The organism is Novosphingobium acidiphilum DSM 19966, assembly GCF_000429005.1.
Lineage (GTDB): Bacteria > Pseudomonadota > Alphaproteobacteria > Sphingomonadales > Sphingomonadaceae > Novosphingobium > Novosphingobium acidiphilum.
The window spans coordinates 149,837-172,367 of sequence record NZ_AUBA01000004.1 but is presented as its reverse complement, the minus strand read 5'-3'; the positions used below and the strand labels follow the sequence as shown (position 1 = coordinate 172,367).

Below are 22,531 nucleotides of genomic sequence, written 5' to 3'. Positions count from 1 at the left end.
ACGGGATAAGCCTATGACCGAGACCGCCTATGATGAAATGCTGGCGCCCGATGGCACAGTGCGGCCGGCCTATGACGGATATCGCCAGTGGCTTGATGCCCAGCCGCCGGGGCTGCTGAAACGCAAGGGAATCGAGGCCGAGGCGTTTTTTCGTCGCACCGGGATCACGTTCAACGTCTATGGCGCAGCCGACGCCGAAGAACGGCTGATCCCGTTCGACCCGGTGCCACGGATCATCACCGCCAGCCAGTGGCGCAAGCTGTCGCGCGGGATCGAACAGCGGGTGCGCGCGTTGAACGCGTTTCTGCACGATCTGTACCACCGGCAGGAAATCGTGCGCGCAGGGCGTCTGCCGGCGCGGCTGTTGCAGGGCAATCTGGCCTATCTGCCGCAGATGGCCGGTTTTACCCCGCCGGGCGGGGTCTATACCCATATCGTCGGGATCGACCTGGTGCGCACCGGCGAAGACGATTTCATGGTGCTGGAAGACAACGCGCGCACCCCGTCGGGGGTCTCCTACATGCTGGAGAACCGCGAAACGATGATGGCGATGTTTCCCGAACTGTTCACCCGCGTGCGGGTGCGCGAAGTTTCGGACTATCCCCGCCGTCTGGCGCGCAGCCTGGCCGCATGTGCACCTGCGGCTTTTACCGGGGACAAGCCGACGGTGGCGGTGCTGACCCCGGGGATCTACAATTCGGCCTATTTCGAGCATGCCTTTCTGGCCGACCAGATGGGCGCCGAACTGGTCGAGGGCAGCGATCTGAAAGTCCAGGGTGGACGGGTGGCGATGCGCACCACGCAAGGGTGGCAACCGGTCGACGTGATCTATCGCCGGGTCGATGACGATTATCTCGACCCGCTGTCGTTCAACGCCGACAGCGTGCTGGGGGTGGCGGGCATCATGGATGTCTATCGCGCGGGCGGGATCACCATCGCCAACGCCCCGGGCACCGGGATTTCCGACGACAAGGCGATCTACAGCTTCATGCCCGAAATCGTCGAGTTCTACACCGGCGAAAAGCCGATCCTGCCCAATGTGCCGACCTGGCGCTGTTCCGAAGCGGATGCGCTGGCCTATGTGCTCGACAATCTGGCCGATCTGGTGGTCAAGGAGGTGCACGGTTCGGGTGGCTATGGCATGCTGATCGGGCCGACCTCGTCGAAAAAGGAAATCGCAGCGTTTTCGGCCAAATTGCGCGCGGACCCGGCCAATTACATTGCCCAGCCGACGTTGTCGCTGTCGACCGTGCCGATCTTTACCCGCGCGGGCCTGGCCCCGCGGCATGTCGATCTGCGTCCGTTCGTGCTGGTCAGCCCGCAGGGCATCGATATCACGCCGGGCGGACTGACCCGCGTGGCGCTGAAAAAAGGGTCGCTGGTGGTCAATTCATCGCAAGGCGGCGGGACCAAGGACAGCTGGGTGCTGGATGATTGACGGGGTGCGGACTATCGGGATGAGCGCATGCTAGGCAGATCGGCAAATGGCACGTTCTGGCTGTTCCGTTATCTCGAGCGGGCAGAGAACACCGCGCGGCTGATCGAGGCAGGGTTCCGCATGGCGCTGACCCGCGACAGCGGCGCCGCCAGCGAGGAATGGCGCAGCGTGCTGATCACGCTGGGGCTGCACCATGCCTATGCCGCGCGCCACGGCGAAGACGTGACCGGTGCGCAAGTGTTCAACTTTGTGCTGCGCGATCGCGACAATCCGGCCAGCGTGCTGGCGATGATCGAAACCGCGCGCACCAACGCGCGCGCCGTGCGCACCGGGATCACCCGCGAAGTGTGGGAAGCGGTCAACGAAAGCTGGATGAAATTGCGCGAGATTCTGGCGCGGCCGGTGGCGGAAACGCGGCTGCGCGACGTGCTCGATGCGGTGCGGCGCCAGGCGATCCAGGTGCGCGGCGCGATGGAAGGCACGATGTTGCGCAACGAAAACTATTACTTTGCCAACATCGGCACTTTCGCCGAACGCGCCGACAACACCGCGCGCATCCTCGATGTCAAATACTATGTTTTGCTGCCCAGCCTGGCGGCGGTCGGGACCAGCCTCGACAATGTGCAATGGGAAAACGTGCTGCGTTCGGTGGCGGGCGAACGCGCCTATCGCTGGCTCAACGCCGGGCAGATGGACCCGCGCGGGATTGCCTCGTTCCTGATCCTTGATGAACGGTTTCCACGCAGCCTGGCGTTTTGTTATGCGCAGCTTTTGTCAAATCTGTCGTTGCTGGCGCGCGAATACGGCTTTGAAACCGAGGCCCATGCCATTCAGCGCGCGGGCCACGAACGGCTGGCCGGGCTGACCATCGAGGCGATCTTTGAACAGGGTCTGCACCAGTTCATCGGCGATTTCCTGGCCTGCAACCACCAGCTCGCGCAGCAGATCCAGCGCGATTACCGGTTTGTGGAATAACCTATGCGTCTGGCGATCGAACATGCCACCACCTATCGCTTTTCCGGCCCGATCCGGCAGGGGCAACAGCGGCTGCGGCTGACGCCGGTATCGTCCGCCGGGCAAAGCGTGATCGCCTGGGATATCGCGTGCGAAGGCGCGCAAATCGAAGTGGGCTATGACGATGAATATACCAACCGCGTCACCCTGGTCGGGCTGACCCCGGGCACGCCTGCGGTAACGATCCGCGCGCATGGCGTGGTTGAAACGCGCGATGAATCCGGTGTGACCGGGCGTCATGCCGGGTATCTGCCACTGTGGCATTTCAGCCGCGACACCGCGTTGACCGCGCGCGGGACCAAAGTCGCGGCGCTGGTGGGCGGATTGGAAAACGGCGCCGCGCGCGACCCGCTGGCCACGTTGCACACACTGACCGAGCGGGTGCGCGCTGCCGTCGTCTATGCCCAGGGGCACACCGATGTCGCCACCACGGCCGAAGCGGCGCTGACCGCGGGACGCGGGGTGTGCCAGGATCAGGCCCATGTGTTCATCGCCGGTGCCCGCGCGTTGGGAATTCCGGCGCGCTATGTCAGCGGCTATATGCTGATCGACGGGCGCGAACAGCAGGATGCCGGGCATGGCTGGGCCGAAGGTTTTGTCGATGGGCTGGGCTGGATCGGGTTTGACGTGGCCAATGCGATCTGTCCTGATGATCGCTATGTTCGGGTGGCCTGCGGACGCGATTATCGCGATGCGGCACCGGTCAAAAGCATGACGTATGTGCTGCCGGCGCCCACCGGCAGCGCCCCGGTCGGCGACACCCTTGTGACAACGCTGGTGGTGCAAAGGTTAACGCCGGCGTGACGGCAAGGGCGATGCCGGTTTTGCGAATCGCAGCACTGGTCTAGGGGCGCGTTTTACAGGCTCTGGCTGAGGCATTCGTGATGACGTATTGCGTGGGCATGATGCTCGATGCCGGGCTGGTGCTGATGAGCGACACCCGGACCAATTCGGGCGTCGACAACATTTCGACCTTTCGCAAGATGTTCAGCTGGAGCGTACCGGGCGAACGGATCATCACGCTGATGACGTCGGGCAACCTGGCCACGACCCAGGCCGTGATCAGCCAGCTGGAAGAGCGCAACAAGGTTCCGGGCGATCGCCACCCTTCGATCCTCGAGGCGCCGACCATGTTCCAGATCGCCACCGAGGTGGGGCGGCGGCTGCGCGGGGTGATCGAAGGGCCGGGCGAATTGCCCGAACCGGGCGAGGGGCCCCAGGCCGAAGGGGCAAAGTTCACCGCCTCGATCGTGCTGGCCGGGCAGATCAAGGGGATGGAGCCGCGCCTGTTCCTGATCTATCCCGAAGGCAATTTCATCGAGGCCAGCTTTGACACGCCGTTTTTCCAGATTGGCGAGACCAAGTACGGTCGCCCGATCCTGCTGCGCGGCTACGACCGGGCGATGCGGTTCGAAGACGCGGTCAAGCTGTTGATGGTGTCGTTCGATTCGACGCTGGCGGCCAATCTGTCGGTCGGCCTGCCGCTTGATCTGATGGTGATCGAACGCGACCGGTTCACCCCGCTGCACCAGCGGCGGGTGGGGGCAGAAGATCCCTATTTCCGTTCGATCTCGCGCGGGTGGAGCGATGCCTTGCGGCGCGCGTTTCAGTCGTTGCCGTCGTACGATCTGGCCAGCGGGGATGGCAATCCTGGCTAGGCGCGGCATCGCAGTCTGCCGCGATAAGGTTATAACCTAAGGCCATTTACTTAGCCGTTTTGGTTAGTGAATTCAGCGTGTTTGCAAACTTTCGTGTCACCGTTCGTCATGCATAGGGGCGTACGAACCCGACCCGATCGGCCATTGCCACGTGCCAACCGCGCAGACGCCTCCGTTACGGAGGTGAATTTCCCTTAGGAAGGTGCCACTGGTTGTCCGCTGCGGTCGGCGGGTTGGGTTCGTAATGAAACTAACCCCATTGGCGTTGTGCCATCAATCAATGGTTCATGTCTGCATGATCGACCGTGTCACCCTGCATATCCTCGATGGCGATTCAACGCGCCGTGCCCAGCTTGCCCGCCTGGCGTTCGCCGCCGGGCACCATGCCGAAATCTACGCCAACACCGACGAACTGCTGGCGCATGCGCCATCGGGCGGACTGGTGCTGGCCCATGATGATCCGCCCGGCTATGCCATCGCCCTGCTGATTGCAGCGATGATGCGCGCAGGCCAGTGGTTGCCGGTGATCGGCATCGCAGAAGAACCTGAAACCGATTGCGTGGTGCGCGCGATCAAGGCGGGCGCGCTCGACTATCTTGCGGTGCCGCAGCAGATCGCACCGCTGAACGAGGCGATTGCCTGTGCCGCGCGCGAGGCCGAGGCCTATCGCGCCCAGCGCGCGCGCGCCGCCGAGGCACGGCAGCGGATTGCCCGCCTGTCGCTGCGCGAGCGCGAAGTGCTCGATCGTCTGGCCGAAGGTTGCAGCAACAAGGCGATCGCGCGCGATCTCGACATCAGCCCGCGCACCGTGGAAATTCACCGCATGAAGATGATGGGCAAACTCGGCGCGCGCCACGCTGCCGAAGCGGTACGCCTGCGGATCGAGGCAACCGGGCTCGATGCCGCCTGAACCAGCGTGTCAGTGGCACACCGGATGCAATGCGCCAACCTCCAGATGGAAATGGTCGTGGTGCGCGGTGTTGTAGTCGGGGCTTAGCACCACGCCAAACCTGCGGCAGGCGCTGGTGCGGATCTGGCGCAGGAACAAGCGTGTGGCGGCATTGCTGCTCGACCAGTCGCCCTTGACGCTGATCCGGCGACCGTCAGCCAGCACAAATGCGGCAATATCAACCGCGTTGGCAGTGGCATGTGCGCTGCGGTGATCGGAGCCTGCGATGTTGCGGCAGTTGTAGCTGCCAAATGTATCGATCCGCGCCAGCTGGCTGCCCAGCGTCAGTCGCGCGGCGTGATCAACGCCGTAACGCGCCCAGCCTTCCAGCGCGGTGGCCAGCGAGCAGGTGACCGGGCCAAGGTTGGCCAGTTGCAAATGGGCATCGTCGCTGCGCAACCACGCCAGCCGCACGGTGCCGATCGTTGAGCAGCCGGTGCCGAAATATCTGTCGGGCAACGGGGTGAAATTGGCCTGTGCCTGGCCCAGATTGGTCAGGCACTGCCGTTCCAACCCAGCCAATGCCACAGGCGGGGTCGCGCGGGTGTATGGCGTCGCATGGTGTTCGGTGCTGCCGACGCAACCCGACAGGCCGAGCCAGGCCGGACCTAGCGTTGCCAGCATCGCCGGCAGCAGGCGTGCGATGGCGTGCCGACGGGTGCTGTGGCGTTGAGTCGGAACTTTACTGACCATGGCGTATCCTTGCCGTAACTATGGTCAATAAACCCTTTCCAGGCATCAGGAATTGTACGCAACGGGGTAAAAATCGCGCGACCCGTTGACGCGATCATGGGGCGGGCTTTGCGTGGGTGCCGATCGTGTCGGGCGCGGGCCACCACGACAGGGTGTGATGGTCATGTGCCGTGGTCCACACGCCTTTGGGCGTATAGCGCAAGGCACCGCTGCCGACGGCTTTGCCCACGCGCGCAAGGATCGCCAGCGCATGCGGATCGATCACAGCGAATTCCTGATCATCGGTGGTGCGCAACCATATTTTGCCGCCGCCGGCATCGATGTCGCCCCATTTCAGACTGTCGCCCACTTTCACCCGGCCGGTCACTTCACCCGTATCGGGATCGATCCGCGCCACGGTGCCGTCGCCCTGTTCCTGGACCCACACGGCGCCTTCGCCCGCGGTCAGAAATCCCGGCTCCTTGCCCAGCAGGGTGGTCGTGACCACGCTGTTGCTGGCGGCGTCGATGCGTTGCAGCGATTGCTGTCTGGCGCTGACCGCCCAGACCGATCCGAAGCCGAAGGCCAGGTAGACGCTTGCCGGATTGACCGGGATTGTTGCCACCACCGCGTTGGTGGCGGGGTCGATGCGGGCGATCGTGCCCTTGGCATCGCTTGCCACCCATACCGATCCGGCGCCGGCCACCACATTCATTTCGCCATCGGGGCTGGCAATGCCGGTGGCGATCGTGGCAATGATCTTCGCGGTGCGCGTGTCGATGCGGTTGAGCGTGCCAGCCTTGCAATCGGCAACCCACAGGCTGCGATCGAGAATGGCCATGCCCCCGCACGGGTGCGCCATCGCCACCGAGGCCTTTTTCGCATGCCGCGACCATTGTTCGACGCGGCCCTTGTTGGTTGCCCACACCGTCCGGCCGTCAATCGCCAGAAAATCTGCAAAGCCTGGGACAGTGATCACCTTGGCGTGCTGCGCATGGACCGGCGCGGTCACGCCCGCGGCCAGCGCCAGGGCCACGATCCGGTGTGCAAGCGTTGTCTTTGGCATTCAGGTCCCTCGTGGATTGGGGCGGCAGGGCGTGTGGCCCGGATTGCCGGGCATATCGACAATGTCGGCGTTTGTGGCATCATCCGCCTGCTTGTCAGGCACCGGATCGCTGCAGGGCATACGGCAGTTGACGTATCTGTGCAGAACCCGATTGCGGCTAGATGCGGGCGTCGTTTTGTGACCAGAGTTGGGGGCAGTGGGTGGCCGAGGCGGCGTTGAGCGTAAAAGACAAGGTTTTCAACCTTATCCCGCCGGTGCTGCTGGCGGTGGTGGTGCTGTTCTGGGGCCTTGGCCCGGCCCGCTTGACCGCCAATCCGACCACGCTCCTGGTGGCGGTGTGTGTCACCATGGGGATCATCCAGGCACTTGAATTTGTGCACGAACGCCATGCCGGCTGGCGCTGGAACGGTCGCGAACTGTTTACCGATGTGTTCTACGTGGTGCTGGGCTTCAACGCGATCGACTTTCTGTCGACCCATCTGGCCGAAGATCCGTTGAAGGCGCTCAAGACTGCGCTGCACATCGGCACACCCTGGACATTGCAGCTGCCATTTGTGGTGCAAGTCGCGCTGATCGTGTTTCTGATCGAATTTGGCCAGTACTGGATGCATCGGCTGATGCACAACAATCCGTTGTTCTGGCTGACCCATGCGCCGCATCACCACATCACCCAGCTCAATGCGCTGAAAGGGGCGGTGGGCAATCCGATCGAGCTGTTCCTGATCAGCCTGAGCGTGGTGGCGCTGTTCGATTTTTCGCTGCAGGCGTTGTTCTGTGCGGCCAATGTCGGCACGCTCGTGTCATCGTTTGCGCATGCCAACGTGCGCAGCGATCCGCCGCCGTTCTATGCGTTTTTCTTCACCACCATCCGCAATCACAGCCTCCACCATTCGGTGCCCTATGAAGACACGCGCTGCAATTATGCCAATTCGCTGATCCTGATCGATCGCATGTTCGGCACATTCCGCGATGGCGAAGCCGACACCGTGGGGCAGGATGACCGCAAGCGGCTGACCATTCCCGAACAATTCGTGTTTCCGTTCGTGCCGCTGATCACCGCGATCCAGGCGCGGCGGAATGTGTCTGCGCCGCCTGGTCCCCGATGAACGCGACCAGCCGGTCGTGCCACACGCGATAGCCGTCGCGGCTGGGGTGCAGACTGTCGTTGAACAGGTTCCGGCGCTGGGCGCCGGTGGCGTCGACAAAGGCGGGATAGAGGTCGAGAAACCGCAAACCTGGCGTCGCCTGGACAAACGCGCGCAGCCGGGCATTGACCGGCTGGACCAGATCGCGGTTCTTGGCATCGTCGTCGGTGGGCAGCAGCGATTGCACCACGATCTGCGCATCGGGTTTGTGTTCGTGGATGCGTGCGATCACCGTCTGAACCCCCAGGGCGATGCTGTCGACCGCGGGTGTTTCAGCGTCGAACGAATTGTTGATGCCCAGCATCACGAACACGCGCGCGGGGCGCAGATCGCTCCGGTCAAGCCAGCCTTCGCCGCCTTGCGCGGCGGGCAGGATGCGGTGCAGCACGTGTTCGATCCGGTCGCCCGACACGCCCAGGTTCAATGCCGCGGCCGCGGGCAGACCGGTGCCAAAGCCCTGGTCCCACACACTGCGGCCGCAGAATTTGCCCGGTGCCCAGGGGTTGGCATCCAGGTGCCAGAAATCGGTGATCGAATCCCCGACGAACACCATGCGGATACCTGACAGATCGGGGCTTTGCGTCAGGTAGGTGCTGATGTCGGCCGCGCGTTTCTGCCAGTAGTCAACCCGCGCCACCGGGGTCTGCGCGACAAACGTGGTGGCCTGTGCCGCAGCGCAGGCGGGGGCACCAACCCCCGCGGCAAGTGCCAGCGCCAATGCCCAATGTCGTGCTGTGTGTCGCATGATCCGCCCCCCGGTTGTGCCTGTTGTGTGCCGGGCTATCACGTGTCCGGCGTGCCGTGTTGGCGGTATACGTATGTCATATCGCTGAATGCGCCTGTGCCGCCTATGCTGCGCCCCGATGGGAGAATTGGGATGACGCGGCTGAAACGCGCCTTGGGTTTGGTGTGGGCGATTGTCGCGCTGCTGGGCACACCGGCGCAGGCGCAAGTGACCGATCACGGGCGGCTGGTCGAATATGACCACGTGGCCGCAGCCGGTCTGCCCGAACAGCGCCTGACGATCTGGCTGCCGCCGGGCTATGATGGCGACACGCGGCGATATCCCGTTGTTTACATGCACGATGCGCAAAACCTGTTCGATCCGGCAAAGTCGGGTTTCAACAAAGTCTGGGCGGCAGACAAGGCAATGCTTGCCGCGATGGCCACGGGCAAAGTGGCCCCGCACATCATCGTCGGAATATGGGCACCGGGCGCGGCGCGGTATCGGCAGTTTCTGCCGCAGGATGTCTATCGGGCGGCACCCGCTGCGGTGCGTGCGCAGATGGATGCGATGGCGGGTGGTCCGGTGGTGTCGCAGGCCTATCTCGACTGGATCGCGGGCCCGTTGAAGCACTGGGTCGATACGACATGGCGCACCCGACCCGGCCGCGATGACACCGCGATTGTCGGATCGAGCATGGGCGGATTGATGAGCTGCTATGCCTTTCTCGATCGGCCGGCGGTGTTCGGACGCGCAGGCTGCATCAGTTCGCACTGGCCCGCGGTTGATCCGCGCGCAGTGGCGGCGGAAAACACCGCGCTGGCGGCAGTATGGGACCGCTGGTTTGCCGATCATCTGGGCGCACCCGACGGCCGGCGGGTGTGGTTTGACCACGGTACCGAAACGCTTGATGCGTTCTATGCACCGTATCAGCAGGTGATCGATGCGCGGATGGCGGCGAGCGGCTGGCGCAAGGGTGTGGACTGGGAAAGCAAGGTCTATCCGGGTGCCGCGCACGAGGAAAATTCGTGGGCGGCGCGGCTGCCCGAAGTGTTTGGCTGGTTGCTGCAGGATCGATAATATTTTCTGACGATTGTGCTTGTCTGGTAACGGCGTTGCGGCATGATCCTCCGGTCACGGGGGCAGACCGGGTCGCGCAGATGTCACAACCGATCATCGATTATCGCCAGCCGCGCGCTGCGCTGGCCGATCATGTCTCGTTCTTCTATCACTTTCGCCACGATGGTGACGGGTTCAGCGCGGTCAATCGCGCCGAATTCGCACAATTGCGGTTTATCCTGTCGGGCGAAGACGGACTGTGCCGGTTTGTCGATGGCACGGTGCAGGCGATACCGGCGATCTGCGTGCAGGGGCCGACCACCGGCAATACCCAGATCAGCGGATCGGGCAGGATCGATGTCATCGGCATGGGATTGATGCCCGAAGGCTGGGCCGCGCTGGTGCCGATGGATGCGTCGGCGGCTGCCAACAGGCTGTTCGATGCCGTCGACCTGCTGGGGCCCAAGGTGCTGGCAGCGCGCGATGCGTTGATCGCGGCGCGCGACCTGGATGCCCGCGCAGCCATTCTGGACACCATGCTGGCACAGTTGATGGCGCAGACGGCGGGCGATTTTCATGGCTTTGTGCATCAGGTCAACGCATGGCTGGCCGATGGGGTGGCGCCCCAGATCGATGATCTGCTGATGCGTACGGGTCTGACGCTGGGCCAGGTAGAGCGGCGGTGCAAACGCTATTTCGGATCGCCGCCCAAGCTGTTGGCGCGCAAATACCGCGCGCTGCGCACCGCCATTGCGATCACGCACAAGGATGCCGAACTGGACGATATTCTGGCCGAAGGCTATTTCGATCAATCGCACCTGATCCGCGAGATGAAGCATTTTACCGGCATGACCCCGGCCGCCTTTGCCGCGCAGCCAACAGTGTTCAACACGCTGATTGCAAAGCGGATCGAACTCGAACGCAGCCACCCCTTGTCGCGCAAATCGCTGATCACGTGATCATGCGCCGATCCTGGCGGAGGACCGGCGCATGGACCCGAGCGGTCAGGGCTGGGGCGGTCAGGGCTGGGGCGGTCAGGGCTGGGGCGGCATCAACACGGTGTCGATTACGTGGATCACGCCATTGGTTGCAACGATATCGGTCATGACGACTTTGGCATTGTCGATCATGACGGTGCCGTTGTTGACGGTAATCCGTACCATTGCGCCGTTCACTGTTTTTGCTTCGGACATTTTTACCACGTCGGCGGCCATCACCGTGCCGGGCACGACGTGATAGGTCAGGATAGCGGTCAGCGCGGCCTTGTTCTCGGGCTTGAGCAGCGTCGTCACCGTGCCCTCGGGCAATTTGGCAAAGGCGGCGTCGGTCGGTGCAAACACCGTGAACGGACCGGGCCCTTTCAGCGTGGCAACCAGCCCCGCAGCGTCAAGCGCGGCAGTCAGTGTCTTGAACTGGCCAGCGGCGACGGCGGTGTCGACGATATCCTTTTCGGCGGCGTGTGCAGCGACACTGCCAAGGCCAAGCGAAGCCGTGGCCACGGCCAAAGTGATGATGTTACCCAAACGAGCGATCATGATAAAGCTCCTGATATGATCCCTGTGTCACAAGATCGACACAAATACTGCTGCCATCAAAATGGACGGCATTTCGCGGATCGGATTTGAACGTATGTTCACATGTTGAATGGATACAGATGCACTATGGTTCCATGCCCCAAAGGGCTGGAATTATTGGGTGTCGGTACACCGCGGATCGGCAAAGGTTTGCTTTTTTAGTCGAGCCATTAACCTGTGCCGGGCCAGCAACCCGGTACCGCGGGTTGACACCCGGTGATCCGCCAGTAGAAGCGATCCCGGGCCACGCGGTCCCAACGCCGCGCGTGCTCTCTGCAAGGAGAGACTACATTGACTGATACACGTCCCGCCGGGAAACCGGCGCGTCCATACTTTTCGTCCGGCCCCTGCGCAAAGCCGCCCGGATACTCCCCCGAAAAACTGGCCACGGCATCGCTTGGTCGCTCGCACCGGGCCAAGATCGGCAAACAGCGCCTGGCGCTGGCGATCGACCTGATGCGCGAACTGCTCGAACTGCCCGATACCCACCGCATCGGGATCGTGCCGGGGTCGGACACCGGCGCTTTTGAAATGGCGATGTGGACGATGCTGGGCGCGCGCCCGGTGACCACGCTGGCCTGGGAAAGCTTTGGCGAAGGCTGGGTGACCGATGCGGTCAAGCAATTGCGCCTGGAACCCACGGTGATGCGCGCCGATTACGGCCGCTTGCCCGATCTTGCCACCGTCGACTGGTCCAACGACGTGCTGTTTACCTGGAACGGCACCACGTCGGGCGTGCGCGTGCCCGATGGCGAATGGATTCCCGACGATCGTCAGGGCCTGTCGTTTGCCGATGCCACCAGCGCGGTGTTTGCCTATGACATCCCGTGGCACAAGATCGATGTCGCCACGTTTTCCTGGCAGAAAGTGCTGGGCGGCGAAGGCGGCCACGGCGTGATTATATTGGGCCCGCGCGCGGTCGAACGGCTGGAAAGCCATACCCCCGCCTGGCCGCTGCCCAAAGTGTTCCGGCTGGTGTCAAAGGGCAAGCTGGCCGAGGGCGTGTTCAAGGGCGAAACGATCAACACGCCATCGATGCTGGCGGTCGAAGATGCGATCTTTGCGCTGGAATGGGCAAAGTCGGTTGGCGGGCTGTCGGGGCTGCAGGCGCGGTGCGCTGCCAATGCCCATGCGCTCGATACGATCGTGGCAGCGCGCGAGTGGCTGGGCCACCTGGCGATCGACAGCGGCACGCGGTCGCGCACCTCGGTCTGCCTGACGGTGAAGGACGCCGATGCAGACTTCATCAAGGCCTTTGCCGGGTTGCTGGAAAAAGAAGGCGCGGCGTTTGACATCGCCGGATACCGCGACGCCCCGCCGGGTCTGCGTATCTGGTGCGGCGCCACGGTGGACACCGCCGATATCGCAGCGCTTGGCCCATGGCTCGACTGGGCCTGGTCGCAACTGACCGCCGCCTGACACCCTCCCGATCCTTCCCGCAACGGGGAAGGGGACGATGCGCCGCAGGGTGGAGGGGCGGACCGGCCGGGAGCGACATCGTGCCCGCGCCTTTGCCCACCACCACGCTGTCGCTGGCCCCTGCCCAGGGGTGGTGCGGATCCCATTTCAGACATTGAAGGTATTTCCCATGACCAAGCCCAAAGTGCTTATTTCCGACAAGATGGACCCCAATGCCGAGCGTATTTTTCGCGACATGGGCTGTGATGTCGATGTCATCACCGGCAAGACGCCCGATGAACTGATCGCAATCGTCGGCCAATATGACGGCCTGGCGATCCGTTCCACGACCAAAGTTACCAGGGCGATCCTTGATGCGGCGACCAACCTCAAAGTGATCGGACGCGCCGGCATCGGCGTCGACAATGTCGATATTCCTTATGCCTCGGCCAAGGGTGTGGTGGTGATGAACACACCGTTCGGCAATTCGATCACCACGGCCGAACATGCGATCGCGCTGATCTTTGCACTGGCCCGCCAGTTGCCCGAAGCCGATGCCTCGACCCAGGCCGGCAAGTGGGAAAAGAACCGCTTCATGGGTGTCGAAGTGACCGGCAAGACGCTGGGTCTGATCGGGGCGGGCAATATCGGCGCGATCGTCGCCAGCCGCGCGATCGGCCTGCGCATGAAAGTGGTCGCCTATGACCCGTTTCTGACGCCCGAACGCGCGCTGGAGATCGGCGTCGAAAAGGCCGATCTCGACACGCTGCTGGCCAAGGCCGATTTCATCACGCTGCACACGCCGCTGACCGGCGAGACGCGCAATATTCTCAGCCGTGAAAATCTGGCCAAGACGCGCAAGGGCGTGCGGATTGTCAATTGCGCGCGCGGCGGATTGATCGACGAAGCGGCGCTGAAGGACCTGCTCGATGCGGGCCATATTGCCGGCGCAGCGCTCGACGTATTCGAAACCGAACCGGCCAAGGACAGCCCGCTGTTCGGCACCCCCAACTTCATCTGCACCCCGCACCTGGGCGCATCGACCACCGAGGCGCAAGTCAATGTCGCGCTTCAGGTAGCCGAACAGATGGCCGAATATCTGACCACCGGGGGCGTGACCAACGCGCTGAACGTGCCGTCGCTGTCGGCCGAAGAGGCGCCCAAGCTGCGGCCGTATATGGCGCTGGCCGAAAAGCTGGGCTCATTGGTCGGGCAGTTGGTGGGCGATGAAGTGCGCAAGATCGCGATCGAGGTCGAAGGTGCTGCTGCACAGCTGAACCAGAAACCGGTGACCGCCGCCGTGCTCGCAGGCCTGATGCGCGAATATTCGCAGACCGTGAACATGGTCAATGCGCCGTTCCTGGCCAAAGAGCGCGGGCTTGATGTGCGCGAAGTGCGCCATGACCGCGAAGGCGAATACCGCACCCTGGTGCGCGTGACGGTCGATACCGATGCGGGCCAGCGGTCGGTGGCAGGCACGCTGTTCGGCAATGGCCAGCCGCGCCTTGTCGAAATCTTCGGCATCGCGGTCGAGGCCGATCTGGATGGCGACATGCTGTATATCGTCAATTCCGACGCACCGGGCTTCATCGGTTCGATCGGCACCTTGCTGGGAACAGAAGCGATCAACATCGGCACGTTCCACCTTGGCCGCCGTGAAGCCGGCGGTGAAGCGGTGCTGCTGCTGTCGGTCGACAGCCCGGTCAGCGACGAAGTGCTGGCCAAGGCGCGCAAGCTGAATGGCGTGCGGCAGGTCAAGGGACTGAAATTCGCCTGACCGCCATGTAAACGACCATGCCCACGCGACGGGTGCTGTGGTATCCGTCGCGTTTTCGTAGCACGCGCTTGCGCAAACCGGTTCGGCTTGTGCCTTGTCACGGTCACCGACCCGTGCAAACACTGTATGGCATCGCTGGATGCTGCGAACGGGGGTGGGATTTGCGCAAACTGTTGGCCAGTCTTGTGGTGTTGTCTTCGATCGGCACGGCGCATGCTTCGGGGCATTTTGTCTATATTCCGGTCTATACCGGGGGTTATGCGGTCAATCCCGAACATGCGGTCGGCAATGCCGAGGCAAGCAAGGACGCCGATACGCCCGAATTCAAGGCCTTTCTGGGCTGCGACGGGTTCGGGCGGGTCACCGGCGATTCAGATGAGGTCAACCGGCTGTATGTCAGCACCTGGCTGACCAAGGGATCGCATTTCAACCTGCGGTACCAGACCCAGCCCAAGCTTGGGGCCGAGGGGGTGGCGGCCTGCACGCGCGCGCTGGCCGATCCGGCGCTTGACGAAAGGTTCGCGACGCGCCGGGTGCAATTGCTGCTCTATCGCGCGCTGCACCAGATCAATGTCGGCGATATCGACGCGGCGCAGGCCGATGTCGATGCGGCCAACGCGCTGTTGAAGCCGCTGGCCGGCGATACCGTGGTGCAACGCGCGCTGGGCGTCGATGCCAGGATCGTCGGCGCCTATGCCGCCTTTGCCAACGACGACAAGGCGGCATCGGCCGAGCTGGTCAGGCAAGTGCTGGCCGCGCGACCGTTTGCGATCCAGGCGATCTATCTCGCGCCTGCGTTGCAGGGCTGGATGGCCAAGGATGGCGATGGTCTGACCTGGCAGAAACGGCTTGCCCGGCAGGTGCCGCAGGTCCGCCAATCGATGGCCTTCGAGGCGCTGGTGATGGGACGGTTTGCGGACTTCAACGCGCTGTTGCCGTTGCTGTCGGACGATTATCTGACCAATCGTGATATCAAGACGCTGGCGGAGAATGACGGGATCCGGGCCTATACCTGGGCCGCGGTGGGGCGGCAGGCCGAGGCCGATGCGCTGATTGCGCAGGCGCGTGCCTATATCGCCGCGCATACGCCCGAACTGATGCCGTCAGCCGCCGACGGCGTGAAAGAGGGTCGCAAGCAGGCCGATGAACGCGCGCGGATCCTGGAACAGCGCATTGCCGGGCAGGCGGCTGCCATCGGCCTGAACAAATGGGCCGATCGCATCGCGCTGCGCGGCCGGATTGCCAGGGCAGGGCTGGACGAATTCGGGACATTGAATGCGCAAGCCATGACCGAAACCCAGATCTGGGTCCGGTTTGATTATCAGCGGCTGTTGGCAACGCGTTTGCCAAAGGCGGCCCCGCCAACACCCGTCCCGCCAACGCCCGTTGCACCCCCGCCGATCCAAATCCCCGCGGCAGGCACCACCGATCTGCAGGATACCAATGTCCTGCACACCATGCTCCACGCCGAAAGCTGGGGTCTGATTCCGCAGGGGCGTACCAGCGGACCCGATGCCACCGGTTTCCCATGGGGCGGCTTCAAATGGATCAACGGGGGATCGTGCAACCATTCGGATATCGGGCCGACCACGCGCATGTACACCTGCACCAACGACAGCAACGCGCCCGACGTGATCGGCGAGACGGTGCTGATCAACGCCGCGCTCGATGCGCGCAAAGCGGGCAAGACCGGTCTTGTCATCCGCAACCAGCGCACGACCCGGCACGTCTATCAGGGCCTGAACAACGGTTATGACGTGACCATGCATATCGACTTTGTCGATCGCGCCGCGCTGCCCGAGGCGTTCAAACCGATCGACTGGGCGGTGATCGGCGTGGACGAAGTGCTGACCGCGCTGATGCCGTTCTATGCGCGGCCCGAAACGCGGTCATGATCGCGGTCTGGCGTTACAGGTACAATTCCGCTGCGGCATCGATGATCGCGTCGGCATCCAGGCGATAGGTGCGATAGAGGTCGGGCAGGTCGCCGGTCTGGCCAAAGCGATCGGTGCCCAGCGGCACGACCCGCTGCCCGCGCACCCCGCCCAGCCATGACAGCGCGGCGGGTGATCCGTCGAGCACGGTGATCAGCCCGGCGTGCGGCGCCAGATCGCCCAGCAGGCGTTCGATATGGCTGGGGGTGCTGGCGCCTCCGGTCCAGCGCGCGGCGCGTCGCGCCGACCAGCCGCGATGCAGCAGATCGGGCGAAGTGACGTTCAGCAGGCCGATCCCCGGGATATCGTCGGCCAGCGCGGTCCATGCCTCAAGCGCCTCGGGCGCGACGACGCCCGAAAACACGATTGCCGCGTTCGCCCCCGGCGCAGGCGCGCGCAGCCAGTAGGCACCGGCCACCGCATCGGCCTGCCAGGCCGTGTCGCTGCGCACTTGTTGCGCGATCGCGCGGGTCGACAGCCGCAAATAGACCGATGACCCTTCGTCGCGTTGCATCCAGTCGAACGCATGGCCCATCAACAGCGCGACTTCGTCGGCGAAGGCCGGTTCGAAGCTGGCCAGACCGGGCTGGCCCATGCCGATCAGCGGGGTGTTGATCGACTGGTGCGCGCCGCCTTCGGCCGCCAGCGTGATGCCCGAGGGCGTGCCGACCAGCAGAAAACGCGCATCCGAATAACACCCGTAGTTCAGCGCATCGAGCCCGCGCGCGATAAACGGATCATAGACCGTGCCGACCGGCAGCAGCCGCGTGCCGAAATGCGCGCCGGCCAGCCCGAGCGAGGTGAGCAGCAGGAAAAAGTTGTTTTCGGCAATGCCCAGTTCGATGTGCTGGCCCGCGGCGTGCTGAAGCCATTTCTGCGCCGACGGGATACGCGCGCGCAAAAAGGCATCGTCGCATTCCTGGCGCCGGAACAGACCGCGCTGGTTGACGAACGCGCCCAGATTGGTGGTCTGGGTCACATCGGGTGCAGTGGTGACCAGCCGGTCTGCCAGTTCGCTGCCCGATTTGGCCAGATCGAGCATGACCCGCCCGAACGCGGCCTGGGTCGATTGATCGCTGTCATCGGGCTGCGGCATCGGTGGCACCGGTATGGCGGGTGCGGCGGCCATGGCCTGCTGGCGGGCGATCGGGCTTTGCGCGACAAAGCCTTGCAAGGCGCGCGCCTGGTTGTCGCCAAGCCCGGCCCACTTGTCCCATTCCTGTCCGGGGGTGATCCCCTGGCGCGCGCGGAACTGGTCCATCTGCGACGGGTTCATCATGCCCGAATGGTTGTCCTTGTGACCCGCCAGCGGCAGGCCGTGGCCTTTGACGGTATAGGCGATGAACAGTGTCGGGCGGTCATCCTGGCAGGCATCGAACGCATCGATCAGCGATTCGATGCAGTGCCCGCCCAGATTGGTCATCACGCGGGCCAGCGTATCGTCATCCATGCTGTCAATCAGGCCGCGCACCCCGCGCTTGCTGCCGATGTCGGCGATCAGGCGTTCGCGCCAGGCGGCACCCCCCTGATAGGTCAGCACCGCAAAATCGGCATTCGAACAGGTGTCGATCCATTGTTCGACGGCGCGTCCGCCGGGGCGGGTGAACATGTCGCGCTGCAGCCGCCCGTGCTTGAGCGTGACCACGCGCCACCCGCAGGTTTCGAAGATGTCATCGAACCGGCGGAACATGCGATCGGCGGTGGTCGCGTCAAGCGACTGGCGGTTGTAATCGACCACCCACCAGCAATTGCGCAGATCGTGCTTGTAGCCCTCGATCAGGCATTCGTAGATATTGCCTTCATCGAGTTCGGCATCGCCCATCAGCGATATCATGCGGCCCGCGGCATTGGCGGGCATGCCGCCATGCGCGATCAGATAATCCTGCACCAGCGAACTGAATGCGGTGATCGCCACGCCCAGCCCGACCGAGCCGGTGGAAAAATCGACCGGGATCGCATCCTTGGTGCGGCTGGGATAGCTTTGTGCGCCATGCAGGCCGCGATAGGCCTGCAATTTGTCGAGTGACTGGTTGCCCAGCAGATAATGGATGGCGTGCAACACCGGCCCCGCGTGGGGTTTGACCGAAACTTTGTCGTTGGGCCCCAGCGCATGAAAATAGAGCGCCGCCATGATCGCGGTCATCGAGGCGCAGCTGGCCTGGTGCCCGCCCACTTTCAGTCCGTCGCGTTTTTCGCGGATATGATTGGCATTGTGGATGGTCCACGACGACAGCCACAGCAGGCGCTGATTGATCTGGTCGAGCGTGGCAATCAGATCCTGGCGGTCGTGCGTCATCGTGGCAGTCATCGGATGGTTCCAGCAGGCGCGGCCCCGGGGCGGGTCGATCGCAAGCGGCCATGGTACTGCATGGGGGGCAGTCTTGTCCTTGCAAATTCAGCCCCTGACACTTGCTGAATTGGCAGGATCTGCCATCATCGGCGCAATATATGAATGTTCATGCCGCTATTTGGATAAGTCATGCCATATTCCGATCTTGATCCGCTCGATCGCCGTATCCTGATCGCACTGCAGGAGGACGGGCGCATGACCAACCAGACCCTGTCGGAACGGGTCGGACTGTCGCCTTCGCCGTGTCTGCGCCGGTTGCGCCAGCTTGAGGCGGGCGGGGTGATTGCGCGCTATGTTGCGCTGGTTGATCCGGTCAAGGCGGGGTTGCCGGTAACCGCGTTCATCCGGGTGCGTCTGCACCGGCAGGACGACCGTCATCTGTCGCTGTTCGAAGCTGCTGTGGCGGGGTTTGCCGAGGTGATGGAATGTTATCTGATGTCGGGCGATGCCGATTATCAGTTGCGCGTGTTGGTCGAATCACTGGGCGCGTTCGAGGATTTTCTGCGGCAAAAGCTGACGCGGATCGAAGGCGTAGCCGAAGTCACCACCAGCTTTGCGCTGCGACCGATCGTCTGCAAGACTGCACTGCCGATCTGAGCACAGGTTGCTTGCGCAACGGTCCTGGGGCGGTAGAGTTATCGTAGGGGGGCACATCGGGGCCATGACAGCACGAGGACAAAGATGACGCTTAATCCGCAAGTGTCGGCGCTGCTCGATGTCCTTGCGCAACAGCCGCAAATCGATCTGACGACGATTACGGCCGAGGCCTGGCGCGAACGCAACAATCGGCCGATGCCGCTTGGCCCGCCTCCCGCCGTGGCGCATGTGCGCGATATCGTCATCGATCTTGTCGGGCGCAGCATACCGGGCCGCCTTTATCTGCCGGCAGGCGCAGGCGGCAAAGTGCCGCTGGTACTCTATTGCCACGGGGGTGGCTGGGTGCTGGGCACGATCGAGACGCATGATCCGGTTTGCCGTGCGCTGGCCAATGCCAGCGGGGCCGCAGTCTTGTCAGTGGGCTATCGCCTGGCACCTGAAACCCGTTTTCCGGAGCCGCTGGACGATTGCCATGACGCGCTGATCTGGGCCCACGCCAATGCCGCAGAACTGGGCATCGATCACACCCGGCTGGCGATTGCCGGCGATAGCGCCGGAGGCAATCTGGCGGCTGCTGTCGCCATTCGGCTGCGCGACCGGGGTGGCCCGGTTTTGCGTCACCAGTTGCTGATTTATCCCGTTGCCGATACCGATTTTGACCTGCCGTCGTATGCCCAGAACGGTGGGGGTGACCTGTTCTTGTCGACCGCGATGATGGTATGGTTCTGGGAACAGTATCTCGGCGCCATGCCGGACGCCCATGTCGAAGGCGCCACGGTGCTGCGCACCGCCGATTTGTCCAACCTGCCACCGGCGACCGTGATCATGGCGCAATACGATCCGCTGCGCGATGAAGGCGTTGCCTATGCCAAAGCGCTGGCGGCGGCGGGCAATGCGGTGCACATGGACGTGGCGCCGGGCATGATCCACGGGTTCTTTTCCATGTTCCAGGTCGTCACCGATGCCATGCCTTACATCGATGCTGCCGGGATGCGGTTGAACGCGGCCCTTGCCTGACCGGATTTTTCGCGATCATGCATTACGGGATCTTCGATACACCGTCGAACTTTTGCTGTTTTCAACGATCAACAATCTGGATGTATGCCTATGACTGAAATCGTAGAGCTGGGATCGACCGAGCAGTCGTTCAATAAAACTCCTGATCACAGATCGGTTCAAAAACATTCAAACTATTTTGAAATATACGATCAATATTTGCGGAAATTTAAAAATACCCGGCCAGTAATTGTCGAAATCGGTGTGCAGCACGGCGGATCACTTCTGATCTGGAATGATTTTTTCGGTGGGAATGCCGATATTGTCGGGCTGGACATTCTTGAAGGTTGCCGGAAATTTGCATCGGACAATGTCCGCATTTTTATCGGCGACCAGTCCGACGAAAAATTTCTGGACGAGGTTGTCGCAGCCGTGGGCCAGGCGGACATCATCATCGATGACGGCAGCCATATTCCGCGCCACCAGATCAAGACGTTTGAAGTGCTGTTTTACAAGCTGCTCAAAGCTGGCGGTGTTTATATCTGTGAAGATTGCCACACCTCGTACTGGCCGCGTTATGGTGGTGGCCTGCGCAAGAGCGGGACTTTCATCGAATTTGCCAAGCGCCTGTGCGATCAACAGAATGCCTGGAATTCTGAAAGCCGCAGCCTGGTGGTCGATCAGGCAACCCGTTCGATCCGATCGGTCAGTTTCTACACCAGTGTGGTGGTGTTTGAAAAAGCAATCATGACCGAGCCGCGGCTGGTTGAGGCGGGCGGTACCAAGATCGATCTGGAAAGCGGCTTCAGGGCCAATGGTCTGGCACGGTTCATCCTGCCGTTGAAGCGCAGCGCGCTGATCCAGCGGATGGTGCGGACCAATCCATTCCTGTGGCGCCTGATGCGACGGTTCCTTGGTGCCCGACAAGGTTGAACGGGTAAAAAACCGGTTCCTGTTTGCAGGCGCGATGCTCTAAAGGCGCAAGCCATGACGATCACCGACCGCGACCTGCTGCCCGAAGGGTTGGAAGACCGATTGCCGCGTGAAGCGGCGACCACGACACGCGTCATGCGCGCGATCCACGATGTGCTGCATGGTCACGGCTATGATCGTGTGCTGCCGCCGATGATCGAATTTGACGAAACGCTGGGCGCGCGCATGGCGGGCATCCGATCGCGGCGGACGTTCCGGTTTGTGGATCCGCAAAGCCTGCGCATGCTGATCCTGCGTGGCGACCATACGCCACAGATTGGCCGCATCGCGGCATCACGGCTGGCAACGGCACCGCGCCCGCTGCGCCTGTGTTACACCGGGCAGGTTCTCCTGATCCGCGGTGACGGGCTCGACCCTGCGCGCGAAAAGCTGCAATGCGGCGCCGAACTGATCGGTGCGGACAATGTGGCAGCGGCCAGCGAGATCGTGGCAACCGCGATCGAGGCGCTGCACGCGGCGGGTGCAACCGGGATCAGCGTTGATTTCACCTTGCCCGACCTGGTGGATGTGCTGGCGGCCAGGGCTCTGCCTTTGGCCGCAGATGCGATCGAAGGGGTACGGCGCGAACTGGACACCAAGGATGCCGGCGGCCTGGTCGATGCAGGCGGTGGTGACTATGTGCCGTTGCTTTATGCCACGGGTGATTTCGACAACGCGATCGAGCGGCTGGCCGCAATCGATACCGGTGGGGCGCTGGACGGGCGAATTGCCGCCTTGCGCGATATCGCCGCGCGCTTGGGCGGGGCGGCGCGGCTGACGCTCGACCCCAGCGAGCGGCACGGCTTCGAATACCAGTCCTGGTTTGGCTTTACGCTGTATGCCCAAGGGGTGCGCGGTGCGCTGGGGCGCGGCGGGACCTACCGCATCGCGGGCCCCGGCGGCGGTGAGGTTGCAACCGGATTTTCCTTGTTTCCCGATGGGTTGATCGATGTTCTGGCCGGTGCCGAACCGGCCGAGGATCGGGTTTTTCTGCCACTGGGCCATGATCGGGATGCGGCCGCACGGCTGCGTGCGATCGGCATGCGGACTGTTGCGGCATTGTCCGAAGCCGACAGTGCCGCACGCCTGGGGTGCAGCCATGTGTTGGGCAAGGATGGCGTCGGCATGGTCTGAGCCAAGCGGGCCCAGCCGGGCCTTGACTTGGCACTGCGACTGCCCGTAGGGCCCGGCCGCGTATTCAACGGCCG

20 protein-coding genes are annotated in these 22,531 nt (G+C 63.1%); 15 read left to right on the top strand and 5 right to left on the bottom strand.

Going from position 1 to position 22,531, the window contains the following annotated elements; all coding sequences use genetic code 11:
- Nucleotides 1-13: 13 nt before the first annotated feature.
- The 5 genes from G404_RS0105025 to G404_RS0105005 all read left to right on the top strand — a co-directional run bounded on the left by G404_RS0105025 (nt 14) and on the right by G404_RS0105005 (nt 5,020).
- Nucleotides 14-1,438, top strand: a complete 1,425-nt coding sequence (locus G404_RS0105025) for a circularly permuted type 2 ATP-grasp protein (RefSeq protein ID WP_028640106.1) — start codon at nt 14-16, stop codon at nt 1,436-1,438.
- 27 nt (nt 1,439-1,465) lie between these two features.
- Nucleotides 1,466-2,413: an alpha-E domain-containing protein gene (locus tag G404_RS0105020; RefSeq protein ID WP_028640105.1), complete on the top strand. Its 948-nt coding sequence runs from the start codon at nt 1,466-1,468 to the stop codon at nt 2,411-2,413.
- 3 nt (nt 2,414-2,416) lie between these two features.
- A complete protein-coding gene (locus tag G404_RS0105015) occupies nt 2,417-3,256 on the top strand; it encodes a transglutaminase family protein (protein WP_028640104.1) in 840 nt (279 codons plus the stop codon).
- A gap of 80 nt (nt 3,257-3,336) precedes the next feature.
- Nucleotides 3,337-4,110 carry a proteasome-type protease gene (locus tag G404_RS0105010; protein ID WP_028640103.1) on the top strand — a complete coding sequence of 258 codons (774 nt, stop codon included), beginning with the start codon at nt 3,337-3,339 and terminating at the stop codon, nt 4,108-4,110.
- Between the two features lie 295 nt (nt 4,111-4,405).
- Nucleotides 4,406-5,020 carry a response regulator transcription factor gene (locus G404_RS0105005; protein ID WP_028640102.1) on the top strand — a complete coding sequence of 205 codons (615 nt, stop codon included), beginning with the start codon at nt 4,406-4,408 and terminating at the stop codon, nt 5,018-5,020.
- 9 nt (nt 5,021-5,029) lie between these two features.
- On the opposite strand, the gene G404_RS0105000 is transcribed toward G404_RS0105005, so the two are convergent.
- Together G404_RS0105000 and G404_RS18170 are read right to left on the bottom strand one after the other, a co-directional pair.
- Nucleotides 5,030-5,752 (bottom strand): extensin family protein, encoded by a 723-nt coding sequence (locus G404_RS0105000; RefSeq protein ID WP_084601038.1) that lies wholly within the window; start codon nt 5,750-5,752, stop codon nt 5,030-5,032.
- 94 nt (nt 5,753-5,846) lie between these two features.
- A complete protein-coding gene (locus tag G404_RS18170; protein WP_036520414.1) occupies nt 5,847-6,797 on the bottom strand; it encodes a Vgb family protein in 951 nt (316 codons plus the stop codon).
- A 161-nt stretch (nt 6,798-6,958) separates the two neighbouring features.
- Between G404_RS18170 and G404_RS18165 the strand changes: the two genes are divergently transcribed.
- Nucleotides 6,959-7,903, top strand: coding sequence for a sterol desaturase family protein (locus tag G404_RS18165; protein ID WP_051280217.1), 945 nt, complete (start codon nt 6,959-6,961; stop codon nt 7,901-7,903).
- Here G404_RS18165 and G404_RS0104980 read toward each other — a convergent pair.
- Nucleotides 7,851-8,687: a GDSL-type esterase/lipase family protein gene (locus G404_RS0104980; RefSeq protein WP_084601037.1), complete on the bottom strand. Its 837-nt coding sequence runs from the start codon at nt 8,685-8,687 to the stop codon at nt 7,851-7,853. The two genes, G404_RS18165 and G404_RS0104980, sit on opposite strands and share 53 nt — an antisense overlap.
- A 132-nt stretch (nt 8,688-8,819) precedes the next feature.
- Between G404_RS0104980 and G404_RS0104975 the strand changes: the two genes are divergently transcribed.
- Complete coding sequence (locus G404_RS0104975; protein ID WP_084601035.1) at nt 8,820-9,746, top strand: alpha/beta hydrolase; 927 nt, start codon at nt 8,820-8,822, stop codon at nt 9,744-9,746.
- Between the two features lie 80 nt (nt 9,747-9,826).
- On the top strand, nt 9,827-10,684 hold the full coding sequence (locus G404_RS18160) for an AraC family transcriptional regulator (protein ID WP_051280215.1): 858 nt from the start codon (nt 9,827-9,829) through the stop codon (nt 10,682-10,684).
- A gap of 75 nt (nt 10,685-10,759) precedes the next feature.
- On the opposite strand, the gene G404_RS0104965 is transcribed toward G404_RS18160, so the two are convergent.
- Nucleotides 10,760-11,260, bottom strand: coding sequence for a fasciclin domain-containing protein (locus G404_RS0104965; RefSeq protein ID WP_028640098.1), 501 nt, complete (start codon nt 11,258-11,260; stop codon nt 10,760-10,762).
- Between the two features lie 330 nt (nt 11,261-11,590).
- Here G404_RS0104965 and G404_RS0104960 point away from each other — a divergent pair, with 330 nt between their 5' ends.
- The 3 genes from G404_RS0104960 (at nt 11,591) to G404_RS0104950 (ending at nt 16,369) form a co-directional block, all read left to right on the top strand.
- Nucleotides 11,591-12,718 (top strand): phosphoserine transaminase, encoded by a 1,128-nt coding sequence (locus G404_RS0104960; protein WP_028640097.1) that lies wholly within the window; start codon nt 11,591-11,593, stop codon nt 12,716-12,718.
- A gap of 169 nt (nt 12,719-12,887) precedes the next feature.
- Nucleotides 12,888-14,474 carry a phosphoglycerate dehydrogenase gene (serA, locus tag G404_RS0104955; RefSeq protein WP_028640096.1) on the top strand — a complete coding sequence of 529 codons (1,587 nt, stop codon included), beginning with the start codon at nt 12,888-12,890 and terminating at the stop codon, nt 14,472-14,474.
- A gap of 173 nt (nt 14,475-14,647) precedes the next feature.
- On the top strand, nt 14,648-16,369 hold the full coding sequence (locus tag G404_RS0104950; protein ID WP_156906202.1) for a hypothetical protein: 1,722 nt from the start codon (nt 14,648-14,650) through the stop codon (nt 16,367-16,369).
- A 13-nt stretch (nt 16,370-16,382) separates the two neighbouring features.
- Here G404_RS0104950 and G404_RS0104945 read toward each other — a convergent pair whose 3' ends face one another.
- A complete protein-coding gene (locus tag G404_RS0104945) occupies nt 16,383-18,716 on the bottom strand; it encodes a transketolase (RefSeq protein ID WP_028640094.1) in 2,334 nt (777 codons plus the stop codon).
- 171 nt (nt 18,717-18,887) lie between these two features.
- On the opposite strand from G404_RS0104945, the gene G404_RS0104940 reads away from it, so the two are divergent.
- From G404_RS0104940 to G404_RS0104925, 4 genes are all read left to right on the top strand, one after another.
- A complete protein-coding gene (locus tag G404_RS0104940) occupies nt 18,888-19,355 on the top strand; it encodes an Lrp/AsnC family transcriptional regulator (protein ID WP_028640093.1) in 468 nt (155 codons plus the stop codon).
- A gap of 84 nt (nt 19,356-19,439) precedes the next feature.
- The gene (gene estDL136 / locus G404_RS0104935) at nt 19,440-20,372 is read left to right on the top strand and encodes a chloramphenicol hydrolase (protein ID WP_028640092.1); all 933 of its coding nucleotides are present in this window, start codon (nt 19,440-19,442) and stop codon (nt 20,370-20,372) included.
- A gap of 90 nt (nt 20,373-20,462) precedes the next feature.
- Nucleotides 20,463-21,284, top strand: coding sequence for a class I SAM-dependent methyltransferase (locus G404_RS18155; protein ID WP_156906201.1), 822 nt, complete (start codon nt 20,463-20,465; stop codon nt 21,282-21,284).
- A 54-nt stretch (nt 21,285-21,338) separates the two neighbouring features.
- Entirely contained in the window at nt 21,339-22,457 is a 1,119-nt protein-coding gene (locus G404_RS0104925) for an ATP phosphoribosyltransferase regulatory subunit (RefSeq protein WP_028640091.1), read from the top strand.
- The last annotated feature ends 74 nt before the right edge of the window (nt 22,458-22,531 follow it).

Bases quoted from the DNA above. Each gene is read 5' to 3' on its own strand.
- G404_RS0105025 (WP_028640106.1), top strand. From the start codon at position 14: ATGACCGAGACCGCCTATGATGAAATGCTGGCGCCCGATGGCACAGTG.
- G404_RS0105020 (WP_028640105.1), top strand. From the start codon at position 1,466: ATGCTAGGCAGATCGGCAAATGGCACGTTCTGGCTGTTCCGTTATCTC.
- G404_RS0105015 (WP_028640104.1), top strand. From the start codon at position 2,417: ATGCGTCTGGCGATCGAACATGCCACCACCTATCGCTTTTCCGGCCCG.
- G404_RS0105010 (WP_028640103.1), top strand. From the start codon at position 3,337: ATGACGTATTGCGTGGGCATGATGCTCGATGCCGGGCTGGTGCTGATG.
- G404_RS0105005 (WP_028640102.1), top strand. From the start codon at position 4,406: ATGATCGACCGTGTCACCCTGCATATCCTCGATGGCGATTCAACGCGC.
- G404_RS0105000 (WP_084601038.1), bottom strand. From the start codon at position 5,752: ATGGTCAGTAAAGTTCCGACTCAACGCCACAGCACCCGTCGGCACGCC.
- G404_RS18170 (WP_036520414.1), bottom strand. From the start codon at position 6,797: ATGCCAAAGACAACGCTTGCACACCGGATCGTGGCCCTGGCGCTGGCC.
- G404_RS18165 (WP_051280217.1), top strand. From the start codon at position 6,959: ATGCGGGCGTCGTTTTGTGACCAGAGTTGGGGGCAGTGGGTGGCCGAG.
- G404_RS0104980 (WP_084601037.1), bottom strand. From the start codon at position 8,687: ATGCGACACACAGCACGACATTGGGCATTGGCGCTGGCACTTGCCGCG.
- G404_RS0104975 (WP_084601035.1), top strand. From the start codon at position 8,820: ATGACGCGGCTGAAACGCGCCTTGGGTTTGGTGTGGGCGATTGTCGCG.
- G404_RS18160 (WP_051280215.1), top strand. From the start codon at position 9,827: ATGTCACAACCGATCATCGATTATCGCCAGCCGCGCGCTGCGCTGGCC.
- G404_RS0104965 (WP_028640098.1), bottom strand. From the start codon at position 11,260: ATGATCGCTCGTTTGGGTAACATCATCACTTTGGCCGTGGCCACGGCT.
- serA (WP_028640096.1), top strand. From the start codon at position 12,888: ATGACCAAGCCCAAAGTGCTTATTTCCGACAAGATGGACCCCAATGCC.
- G404_RS0104945 (WP_028640094.1), bottom strand. From the start codon at position 18,716: ATGACTGCCACGATGACGCACGACCGCCAGGATCTGATTGCCACGCTC.
- G404_RS0104940 (WP_028640093.1), top strand. From the start codon at position 18,888: ATGCCATATTCCGATCTTGATCCGCTCGATCGCCGTATCCTGATCGCA.
- estDL136 (WP_028640092.1), top strand. From the start codon at position 19,440: ATGACGCTTAATCCGCAAGTGTCGGCGCTGCTCGATGTCCTTGCGCAA.
- G404_RS18155 (WP_156906201.1), top strand. From the start codon at position 20,463: ATGACTGAAATCGTAGAGCTGGGATCGACCGAGCAGTCGTTCAATAAA.
- G404_RS0104925 (WP_028640091.1), top strand. From the start codon at position 21,339: ATGACGATCACCGACCGCGACCTGCTGCCCGAAGGGTTGGAAGACCGA.